An 11,526-nucleotide genomic window follows, 5' to 3' on the forward strand; every position below is an offset into this window, starting at 1 on the left:
GACTGTTGCTGCGCCGACGGTCGACGCGACGCAGCTGCGCGGCCGCGGTGCGGCGGCATCCGACCTCGTCGAAGACACGCGCACCCAGGCGCGCCCCCGTCGACCCCGCGTCGGCGCCGTGGTCGGCATCGTGGCGGGGATCGTGGTGGTGGTCGTGATCGGCATCGCGGTGGCCCTCTCCGGCACGCTCCAGCAACAGTCGGCCGATCGAACGGCCGCCCCGTCCGGCGAGGACGCGATCCTCGCCGCCACCGTTCCCGCGCCCGAAGTGCAGCCCGGCGTGCCCTCGGCTGACGGCGCCAACGTGTCGTTCGCGGTCTCGCACGACGACGCCGAGGAGGGCGACCGGTACCGCTGGCAACGCGCCGACGGCTCCGGCGCGATCGCGGTCGCCGACGGCCCGACCATCGTCGTCGACGGGGTGACGGCGGGCGAGCGCGTCTGCATCGAGGTGCAGGTGCAGCGCGGGAGCAAGACCTCCGAACCGGTCACGGAGTGCACCGCATGAGGCCCCTCAAGGTCGAGTACTGCGGCGAGTGGTACACCGTGAACGAGGGCGAGGCCTTCGGGATCGGGCGCGAGTCCGACCTGACCATCGACGACAACCCCTACCTGCATCGCACCTTCCTGACGCTGTCCAGCGAGTACGGCCTCTGGTGGCTCTCGAACGTCGGCCAGCTCCTCTCGGCCACCGTCTCGGACGCGACCGGCAGCGTGCAGGCCTGGGTCGCGCCGGGGGCGAAGCTGCCGCTCGTCTTCCAGACGGTGCACGTGATGTTCAGTGCCGGCTCGACCACCTACGACTTCACGATCCACGCCGAGGAGGACTTCTACAACACCTCCCTCACGGCGAGGCCGGCCGACGGCGGCACCACGATTCTCCCGGTGACGCTCACGACGAGCCAGCGGCTCCTCGTCGTGGCGCTCGCCGAGCATGTGCTGTCGCAGCCGTCCGCCGGCAGGTCGGTGGTGCCCACTTCGGCCGAGGCGGCTGCGCGCCTCGGGTGGAGCATGACCACGTTCAACCGCAAGCTCGACAACGTCTGCGAGAAGCTCGACAAGATCGGCGTCGACGGGCTCCGGGGCGGCCGCGGCAGGCTCGCGACCAACCGGCGTGCGCGGCTCGTGGAGTACGCCGTCGCAACTCGGCTGGTGAGCACCGACGACCTGGCGCTGCTCGACGGCGCCGACGATGTCCCCGACGGAGTCGCCGAGGGCAGCGACCCGCGCGCCTGACCGCGAGCCTGCACGGCCGGCGCGGAACGCCGGCAACTCTCATCGACCCAGCCGGAAGCAGGCGCCACGTCCCCCGAGCGCGGGTGACATGGGGATCCCTCCCCATGTGGCCCGTCAGGAGGTCCGTGTTACCGTGTACCCCGGTGTGGGGAGAGAACCGGCGCCATTCTGCGTCGGCGCGAACAGGTCAGGGAGTCACGGGTGGGAGTGTTCACTTCGTGGATCCGCACGCGCAAGACCACCGCGACCATCACCGCGCTGGCGCTGATCGCCGGTGTTCCATTGGCCTTCGCGGTGCTGCACCAGGGCTTCCCGGTCACCGATCCCGACCTTCGCGCCCGCGACGTCTGGGTGACGAACGCGAAGGACCTGCTGGCCGGCCGTCTGAACCGTCCGATCGGCGAGCTGGATGCCGCCGTCAGCACGGCGACGAATGAGTTCGACGTCTTCCAGGACGGCGACTCGGCCTTCCTCTACGACCGCGGCATCGGATCCATCGAGCGCATCGACCCGTCGTACACCACGCTGACGGAGCGCATCGACGTGCCGCCAGGATCCACGGTCGCCTACGGCGGGGACGTGCTCGCCGTGCTGTCGCCGAAGGGCGAGCTGTGGACGGTCCGCGCGGGCGGCTCCCTCTCGTTCGACGCCGCCGGGACGGACCCGCTGCTGAAGCTCGGCGAGGACGCCGAGGTCGCGGTGAGCTCCGAGGGCACGGTCTTCGCCACGAAGCCGAGCAAGGGCTCCCTGTACCGGGTCCCCGTCGACGGCGGCGATCCCGTCCGCACGTCCATCCCCAAGCTCACCGGGCACCAACTCGCCGCGATCGGCGAACGTGCCGTGGTGCTCGACACCGAGGAGGATCGCCTCCTCGTCGACGATCGGTCGATCGAGCTCCCCGAAGCGGGCCTGCGATTGCAGCAGTCGGGTGGCGAGCATGACGTCGCCTACGTGGCATCCGGCGGCGGATTGATGTCGGTGCCGCTCGACGGGGGAGAGGTCGTCGTCACCTCCAACGGCGCGGATGCCCCGGCCGACGGTGCCGACGACGTCGCGGCCCCCGTGTGGCTCGACGGCTGCGCGCACGGCGCCTGGGCGACCTCCGCCCGGTACCTCGTGGAGTGCGACGGCGCGGAGCCCGAGTCCCAGCAGATCGACCAGCCCACTGCCGGTTCGCGCCTCGAGTTCCGCGTGAACCGTGACGTCATCGTGCTGAACAACCTCACGAATGGCAACTCGTGGCTGGTCGACTCCGACCTGCGCCTCGTGGACAACTGGGAGGAGGTCACGCCGCCCGAGGAGTCGGAGGACCAGGAGGGCGACGAGAAGTCGTCCCAGCAGAACTTCGAGGACACGCTCGCGGAGCGCGGTCCGATCAACCGTCCGCCGCTCGCGCGCGACGACGAGTACGGCGTGCGTCCCGACCGCACCACGATCCTCGAGGTGCTCGAGAACGACACCGATCCCGACGGCGACGTGCTCACGGTCGCCGGCCTCCCGACGGTGAGCGGCGCYTCGGGGCGGCTCGAGCTGATCGACGGCGGTCGTGCGCTGCAGTTCACGCCCGACGAGGGGGCCGCGGGCACGGCGTCGTTCCGCTACTCCGTGTCCGACGGGCGCGACGGGGTTGCGGAGGCCAATGTCGACGTGCGCATCACCCCCGACAGCGAGAACGAGGCGCCGATCTCGCTGCGCAACGGCGCGACGAGCGTCGARCAGGGGCGCCAGATCTCCTACAACGTCCTCGCGGACTGGAACGACCCCGACGGCGACGACGTCTACCTCGTGAACGCATCGCCCACCAGCGGCGACTCGGTGCGATTCAGCCCCGACGGGCTCGTGACCTTCGAGCACCAGTCCGGCGAGCTCGGCGTCAAGGAGGTGCAGTACATCGTCTCCGACGGCCGCACCGAGGCGGCCGGCATCCTCACCGTGGAGGTGAAGCCGACCGGCACCCTGAACCCGGTCGGAACCCCCGACTTCGCACAGGTGTTCGCGGGCGAGACGTTCGCGATCGAGCCGCTCGCGAACGACCTGTCGCCGTCGGGTGCGCCGCTCAGCCTCGTGGGCGTCGAGGAGGCGCCCGACGACGCGGTCATCACCCCGAACATCGAACGCGGCACCATCACGTTCTCCGCGCCCGAGCCCGGTGAGTACGTCTTCCTCTACAACCTCGCCGCCGACACCGCCGTGAGCGTCGGCCTCATCCGGGTCCAGGTCACGCAGCCGCCCAGTGAGGCGCCCGCGCCCATCGCCGTCAAGGACATCGCCTACCTCCGTCCGGGGGAGCCGACCACGGTGCCGTTGCTCGTCAACGACGTGTCGCCGTCGGGCCGGGTGCTCGCCGTGCAGTCGGTCGACGAGACGGCGACCGACGACCTCGTGTCGGTCGAGATCCTCACCAACACGGTGGCGCGGGTCACGGCATCCGAGGCCATCGACCGCCAGCTCCAGTTCGAGTACACGATCTCCGACGGCGTGAACACGGCGACGGCGACGGTGGCCGTGGTGCCGGTGCCGCCGCTCGTCAAGCACCAGCCGCCGGTCGCGCTCGACGACAGCGTGAACGTGCGAGCCGGCGACATCGTGACGGTGCCGGTGCTCGCGAACGACTATCACCCCGACGCGGCATCCATCCACGTCCTGCCCGACCTCGCGAACACGACGGCAGCCGAGGGCCTGGCCTTCGTCAGCGAGGATTCGGTGCGCTTCCAGGCTCCGGATGCCCCGGGCACGTACACGACGGTCTACACGATCGGCGACGACTTCGACCAGACGGCGCGCGCCACCGTCCGGTTCACGGTGGTGGGGCCCGATCCCGACGCCAACCGCGCGCCGCTTCCCACACCGCTCACCTCGCGCACCTTCGAGGGGTCGGCGGTGAAGATCGACGTGCCGCTCGACGGCATCGACCCCGACGGCGACTCGGTCGTGCTGACGGGCATCTCGACCGCGCCCTCGCTCGGCCGCATCGTGGAGTCGACGAGCACCTCCATCACCTACGAGGCCCTCACGGGGTCGGCCGGCACCGACTCGTTCAGGTACGAGGTGCAGGACACCGGCGGTGCCACCTCGGTGGGCATCATCCGCATCGGCGTCATCCCGCGCCCGGTCGTGCAGCTTCCCCCGAAGGCCGTCGACGACACCATCGCGATGAAGCCCGGGCGCACCGTCGGGGTCGAGGTGCTGCTCAACGACTCCGATCCGTCGGGGTACGAGTTGCACGTGGCCGGCCTGCCCGAGGTCGACGAGGGCATCGAGGCCGAGATCCGCGACCGCCGTCGCGTCGTGGTGACCGCGCCCGAGACCGAGGGCGCCTACACGATCCGATACGAGATCTCGAACGGCCATGGCGGCGCGGACGCGGCGTTCCTCCAGGTGGCGGTGTCCAAGGATGCGGTGATCCTGCCGCCGACGGCGGAGGACCAGGTCATCGAGCCCGAAGAGGTCGTCGATGTCGAACGGGTCAACGTCGACCCGCTCGCCGATGCGACGAACCCCGGCGGACTCGTGGAAGACCTGAAGGTGACCGTCGAGGGTCCGAACGCCGGCCGGGCTCAGGTGCTGCCCGACGGGACGATCGACGTGGAGCCGGGCAGCCGACGCTACGCCGTGGCGTACCGCCTCACCAACGAGCTCGACGCCCTCTCCGCCATGGCGTTCGTCATCGTCCCACCGATCCCGGGTGGCGACACGGAGGTCGAGGAGACCCAGCGCCCGAAGACGCCCGAGGAGCTCGCCGCCGAGGAGAAGGCGAAGTTCCCGGCACCGCACCTCGCCGAGTTCCCCCCGGTCGTCGTGCCGATGAACGGCAAGGTCGTGTGGGATGCGAACGACATCGTCGTGGTGCCGTCGGGCCAGCCGCCCCTCATCCTCTCGGCGACGGCGACGAATGCGAAGGACGCACCGTTCGTCGACGGCACGACCCTGCAGTACGTTCCCGAGCAGGACTACCGGGGCTCCGCCTCCGTGACCTTCACCGTGACCGACGGAACGAGCGCTTCCGATCCGATCGGACGCGTCGCGATCCTCACGATTCCGATCACCGTGGGCGACCCCAACTTCAACGACACTCCACCCACATTCACGCCCCGCACCGAGACCATCGAGGCGGGTGAGACGCCGCTCGACATCGACCTGCGCTCCTCGAGCTTCCAGCCGAACCCCGACAACATCCAGCGCATCCAGTACACGAACCTGCGCGGAACGACGTCCGACATCCAGGCCCAGATCACCGACGGCACCCTCACCGTGTCGGCCCCGCTCGGCGTGCAGCCCGGCACGGCGGCGCATCTCACCTTCGACCTGAAGTTCGAGTCGTTCACGGTGCCGGGCTACGTCGACGTGAAGGTCGTGTCGTCGACGCGCGCCAAGCCGATCGCCACCAACGACGGCCCGATCGACATGACCCGCAGCCAGTCCCTTGCCGTCGACGTGCTCGCGAACGACTTCAATCCGTTCAACGCCGAGGGCAAGCCGCTGCGCGTGGTCGCCGCGGAGGTGGACTCCGCGAACGTCGGCTCGAACGCGTCGGTCAGCTTCAACACGAGTGGCATCACCGTGCGCACCGGGCCAGTGTTCACGGGACAGTTGAGCGTCATCTACCGCATCGGGGATGCGACCATGGACCCCGCGCGGGAGGTGCAGGGGCGTGTCACGGTGGTCGTGCGCGACCGGCCCGACGCTCCGAGCATCACGGGCATCGTCGGGGGCGATGGCAAGGTCCAGTTGACGTGGCGGGCGAACGCCACGAACAACTCGCCGATCACGAGCTACATCGTCTCCGCGTCGCCATCCGGCGGCGGGCCCTGGACGTTCGGCGCCAGTGCTGCCGGCTCCCCGCAGAACATCCCCAACCTGGCGAACGGCACCACCTACAGCTTCAACGTGCGTGCGGTGAATGCAATCGGCACGTCCGACGCGTCGACGCCCGCGAGTGCGACCCCGTACGGCACCCCGACCGCCCCGAGGAACGTGAGCCACGGCTCGATCGGGTACGCGCCCGCAGATGTCACCGTGAGCTGGGCCGCGCCGTCGGACACCGGCGGCGGCGCCGTGGAGTACCAGGTCCGGGTCGACGGCGGCGGCTGGTCGGGCCTGCAGGGCGGCACCTCGAAGACCATCTCGAACCTCGGCGCGGGCACCCACACGGTGGAGGTGCGCGCGAGGAACAACGGCAGCGGGCAAACCGGTCCGGCCGCCGGCACGACGTTCGGCGTCGAGAACCGGCCGCCTCCCGCCTTCTCGGCCTCGGTGTTCAAGGGCGGTTCGGCGCCGTACTGCTCCGGATGCCACTACGTCGGGGTCGACTTCTCGAACCTCCCCGCCGGGCGGTACAACGTCGTGACGGAGATCAACGGCAGTTCCGGCAGCTTCTACGTCGGCACGTACGACCTCGGATCCTCCGGCTCGCTCGTGCTCCAGAACGGCCTGGGCCAGCGGAACAACGACTCGATCCGCGTCCGGTTCACGCCCACGGGCGGCGGCGCCAACAAGTACTCGGATGCGACCTCGAACTGGGACGCCCTCCCCGTTCGCGGCGGGAACCCCTGATCAGGAGAACGAACGAATGTCAGTAACGCAAGAACAGGCCCTCTGGTTCCAGGACGCCTTCTCGAAGCTCGTCGACAACGTCGACCAGGCGATCCTCGGCAAGCGCGAGGTCATCGAGCTCGTGGTCACCGCACTGCTCTCCGACGGCCACGTGCTCCTCGAGGACTTCCCGGGCACCGGCAAGACGGTGCTCGCGAAGGCGCTGGCCAACACGCTCGACGGCACGAACTCCCGCATCCAGTTCACGCCCGACCTGCTGCCGTCCGACGTCACCGGCGTCACCATCTACGACCAGGGCAAGGGCCGCTTCGAGTTCCACCACGGACCGATCTTCGCCTCGATCGTGCTCGCCGACGAGATCAACCGCGCGAGCCCGAAGACGCAGTCGTCGCTCCTCGAGGTCATGGAGGAGGGCAAGGTCACCGTCGACGGCGTGAGCTACGACGTCGGCAGCCCGTTCATGGTGATCGCCACGCAGAACCCCGTGGAGCAGGCCGGCACGTACTCGCTGCCCGAGGCGCAGCTCGACCGGTTCCTCATCAAGACCTCGCTCGGCTACCCCGATCACGACACGGCCGTGACCCTGCTCCTCGACTCGGCGAACCGCGCGCGCGCGTCCAAGGTGTCGCCGATCATCGCCTCGAGCTCGGTGAACACGATGTCGCAGCTCGCCTCCGACGTGTACGTCGACGCAGCCGTGCTCTCCTACCTCAACGAGATCGTGTCGGCGACCCGGGCGCACCAGGACTCGGCGCTGGGCGTCAGCATGCGCGGCGCCCTCGCGCTCGCCCGCACCGTGAAGACGTGGGCGATCGCCCACGGACGCACGTACGTGACACCCGACGACGTTCGGGAGCTGGCCGTGCCGGTGCTCGCGCACCGCATCATCGTCGACCCCGAGTCCGAGTTCGCCGGCGTCACCGCGGAGGACATCGTCAGCCGCGTCCTCGTGGACATCGCCCCCCCGGCCTACCGGGCGGCATGACCGCCGAACCCGGCGCGCAGACGACACCCTCGCAGACGCGCATCGCATTCCGCGCGGTCGGGCGGTCGCTCGCGGCATCCGCTCGATCGATCGCCGGCCGGCTCGCGCACGTCGCGCGCGCCGTCGCGGAGTTCTGCGCACCGGTGACCGGCGTGGTGTCCACGGTCGGATGGCTCGTGCTGGCGGCCGCAGCGGTGTCGCTCGTGATCGCCTTCACGTTCGGCTGGATCGAGTTCGCCTTCCTCGGGTTCACGCTGCTCGCCGCGGTGCTCGTCTCGGTCGCCTTCGTGTTCGGCCGCATGCACTTCCGTGTCGGCATCCAGCTCCAGCCGGCGCGCGTCGTGGCAGGGGAGCGGGCGTTCGGACGGCTCCTCGTGACCAACGCGGGGGGCTCGCCRTCGGCGCCGTCCCGCATCGAGCTGCCGGTCGGAGCGGGCCTCGCCGAGTTCGTCGTCCCCTCACTCACTCCCGAGGCGGAGCACGAGGAGCTGTTCGCGGTTCCGACGAACCGACGCGCCGTCATCATCGCCGGGCCGGCCGTGTCGGTGCGCGGCGACCAGCTCGGGATCCTGCGCCGCATGGTGCGCTGGACCGACCCGGTGGAACTGTTCGTGCATCCGGTCACCGCTCGGCTCCGGCCGTCCGCGGCGGGCCTCGTGCGCGATCTCGAGGGCGAGATCACCAAGGTCATCACGAACAACGACATCTCGTTCCACGCGCTGCGGGCCTACGAGCCCGGCGACGCCCTGCGGAACGTGCACTGGCGCACCTCGGCGCGAACCGGGCAGCTCATGGTGCGCCAGTACGAGGAGACGCGCCGCTCGCAGCTCGTGCTCGTGCAGGTGACGGAGCGCGCCCAGTACGCCTCGGATGACGAGTTCGAGCTCGCCGTCTCGGTGCTCGCCTCGATCGGCGTGCAGGTCATCCGCGACGCGACACGCCTCGCGGTCGTCACCGAGTCGATCGCCCTTCGCACCGCGACCCCGACTGTGCTCCTCGACGATTCGTCGCGCATCGAGCCGGTGGAGCGACGGTTCCCGACCGTGCGCGACTTCGTGCGGGACGCCACCAAGCGCCTCCCGGCACCGAGCGTCGTGATCGCCATCGGCGGCTCCCTCCTGCCGGTCGCCGAGTTCCGTTCCATCGAGACCCTCTTCGGCGCCGACACGGTCACGATCGCGTTCCGCGTCGAGCTCGGCACCTCCAGCACCATCACGAAGGTCGCGGGCACCACGGTCGTGACCGTCGGCGACCTGGCCGACCTGCCGCGACTGGTCAGGAGGGTCCGGCCGTGAACCGACTTCCCCGCAACGTGACCAGCGACATCCTCGTCCTCAGCCTGCTGTCCGTGCTCGGCATCATCGGGTACGAGACCTCGTTCGGCGACCTGAACTTCATGCTCGCGGCGGGTGCCGGACTCGTCGTCGGCACCCTCGTCGCCGTCGCCGGCGCCGTGTGGCGGCTCGGCGTCCTCACCACCGTGCTCGTCGGCCTCGCGGCCTACTTCCTGCTCGGCAGCGCGTTCACCATGCCCGGGGAGGCGCTCTTCGGCGTGCTGCCCTCGCTCGCCTCCCTCACGGGGCTCGCATTCGGCGCGGTCTACGGCTGGGCCGACATCGTCACGATCGGCACGCCGGTCGAGGCGCCCTACTACATCGCCGTGGTGCCGTACTTCGCCGCCTGGCTCGTGTCGCTCGTCGGCACGATGCTCGCCACGCGCTGGCTCCCGAAGCGCCGCACGGCGCTCCGCGCGAGCGTGCTGCTCATCGGCCCGATCGTCCTCTACCTGTCGGGAATCCTGCTCGGCACCGACGAGGCGTTCTTCGCCGGGGTCCGCGGCGTCTCCTTCGCCGTCATCGCCCTCGTCTGGATCGCCTGGCATCGCGGAACGACCGTCGAGGCGAGTGGCGACGGGGCCAGGCGCCTGCGCCGCCAGAAGGTCGTCGGCACCGCCTCGGTCGTCGTGGGGGCCGTGGTCGTGGGCGCGCTGGCCGGGGCGGCGGTCGCGCCGGTGTCGCCCGAGCGCTTCGTGCTCCGCGACGAGATCGTGCCGCCGTTCGACCCGCTCGAGTTCCCGAGCCCGCTCTCGGGATTCCGGGAGTACACCAAGGACCTCGTCGAGGACACCCTGTTCACGGTGCGGGGACTCGAACCGGGCGACACGGTGCGCCTCGCCACCATKGACGCCTACACGGGCCGACTCTGGAACGTGGCCGGTCCCGACGACGTGGGTGCCGACGGCGGCGGCTACGGCATCGTCGGCGAGTCCCTTCCCGAGCCCGAGCTGGCCGAGCTGGGCTCCGCACGTGACATCGAAGTCGAGGTCGGCGAGTACCGCGACGTGTGGCTCCCCACGGTGGGGTACGGCAGCTCGCTGCGCCTGCTCGACCAGGGCAGCGCCGAGCGAGCCGGCGACCTCCGCTACAACCCGGCGGCGGGCACGGCGGTGCTCACGAGCGGCGTCGCCGAGGGCGCGCGCTACGAGTTGCGCGCCAACGTGCAGGTCGAGCCCGACAGCGAGGAGCTGATCGACGTTCCGGTGGCCGACATGACCCTCCCGGTCGTCGAGAACTCGCCCGACGTCGTCGCGGCGAAGGCCTCCGAGTTCGCCGGTGATGCGGCGAGCCCGATCGAGCAGCTCCGCGCGATCGAGCGGGCGCTGAAGACCGGCGGATTCCTCAGCCACGGGCTCGCATCCGACGCGGTGCCCTCCCGTGCAGGCCACGGCGCCGACCGCATCACCGAGCTCTTCACGCGCTCGCAGATGGTCGGCGACGCGGAGCAGTACGCCGCGGCGATGGCGCTCATGGCACGGTCGCTCGGCTATCCGGCTCGCGTCGTGATGGGGTTCGCGCCCGACATCGCGGACGGCCAGGAGGAGGTCGACGTCGTCGGCGACGACGTGACCGCCTGGGTGGAGGTGCCGTTCGAGGGTGTCGGCTGGGTCTCGTTCCGCCCGACGCCCGACAACATCGACGTCCCGCAGGAGCAGACCCCGAAGCCCAAGTCCGAGCCGCAGCCCCAGGTGCGCCAGCCCCCGCGTGCGGAGCACAGCGAGGACGAACTGCTGACCACCGTCGAGATCGACGAGACCGACGACGACGACAAGGACCGGCCGTTCTCGATCCCGGGCTGGGTCTGGGTCACGGTGGCGGCGGTCGGCATCCCGGCGGCGCTCGTGTTCCTGCCGATGCTGGTGGTCGGATTCGTCAAGGGGACTCGCCGCCGCCGCCGCCGGTCGGGGCCCAACGACCGGCAGAGCGCCGCCGCGTGGGAGGAGCTCGTCGACCGCTACGCCGAGCTGGGCTTCGAGCCTCCCGAGCGAGCGACGAGACTGCAGGCCGCGCGCATCCTCGAGCAGCAGTTCGACGAGCAGGGGCTCGGCGCGCTCGCGCGAGCGTCGGCAGCGGCGACGGATGCCTCCGCCCCGGCGCCGGTGCCCGTGCGGCTGTCGACGCTGGCGGCGACCATCGACCGCGACGTCTTCGACGGGGCATCCGTCGACGACGCGGCCGTCGAGCGGCGCTGGACGGAGGCGGATGCCGCGACGGCGGTGGTGGCGAATGCGGCCGGCCGGGTGCGTCGATTCGTGAGCCGGTACCGGATCCGCCTCCGTCGGTAGAGTGGAGTGGTGGCTGAACCGGACTTCATCGTCCCCCCGCCGGGGCTGATCCCGGCTGCGCCCGAGCAGCCCGCGCAGCCCGAGCGCACCGACCCCGACCGCACCGTTCGAGCCGTGCCCGCCCGGGCGC

At 70.6% G+C, this 11,526-nt stretch carries 6 protein-coding genes; all 6 read left to right on the forward strand.

Annotated features, from left to right (window positions below):
• A partial coding sequence (locus tag AC1DY2_RS07770) for a hypothetical protein (RefSeq protein ID WP_476761895.1) occupies positions 1-508 on the forward strand: 508 nt, incomplete at its 5' end.
• Entirely contained in the window at positions 505-1,236 is a 732-nt protein-coding gene (locus tag AC1DY2_RS07775) for a hypothetical protein (RefSeq protein WP_476761896.1), read from the forward strand. The genes AC1DY2_RS07770 and AC1DY2_RS07775, both read left to right, overlap by 4 nt.
• 201 nt (positions 1,237-1,437) lie before the next feature.
• A complete protein-coding gene (locus tag AC1DY2_RS07780; RefSeq protein WP_476761897.1) occupies positions 1,438-6,789 on the forward strand; it encodes an Ig-like domain-containing protein in 5,352 nt (1,783 codons plus the stop codon).
• Between the two features lie 16 nt (positions 6,790-6,805).
• Positions 6,806-7,774: an AAA family ATPase gene (locus AC1DY2_RS07785; RefSeq protein ID WP_309979308.1), complete on the forward strand. Its 969-nt coding sequence runs from the start codon at positions 6,806-6,808 to the stop codon at positions 7,772-7,774.
• Positions 7,771-9,069 carry a DUF58 domain-containing protein gene (locus AC1DY2_RS07790; RefSeq protein WP_476761898.1) on the forward strand — a complete coding sequence of 433 codons (1,299 nt, stop codon included), beginning with the start codon at positions 7,771-7,773 and terminating at the stop codon, positions 9,067-9,069. The genes AC1DY2_RS07785 and AC1DY2_RS07790 overlap by 4 nt, the downstream gene beginning before the upstream one ends.
• The gene (locus AC1DY2_RS07795; RefSeq protein WP_476761899.1) at positions 9,066-11,396 is read left to right on the forward strand and encodes a transglutaminase-like domain-containing protein; all 2,331 of its coding nucleotides are present in this window, start codon (positions 9,066-9,068) and stop codon (positions 11,394-11,396) included. Before AC1DY2_RS07790 ends, AC1DY2_RS07795 begins: the two co-directional genes overlap by 4 nt.
• Positions 11,397-11,526 lie beyond the last annotated feature (130 nt).

The sequence above is a fragment of the Agromyces sp. P1_H4 genome (genome assembly GCF_056405255.1).

Excerpts from the sequence above, each read along its gene's own strand:
- AC1DY2_RS07775 (WP_476761896.1), top strand. The coding sequence starts at position 505 with ATGAGGCCCCTCAAGGTCGAGTACTGCGGCGAGTGGTACACCGTGAAC.
- AC1DY2_RS07785 (WP_309979308.1), top strand. The coding sequence starts at position 6,806 with ATGTCAGTAACGCAAGAACAGGCCCTCTGGTTCCAGGACGCCTTCTCG.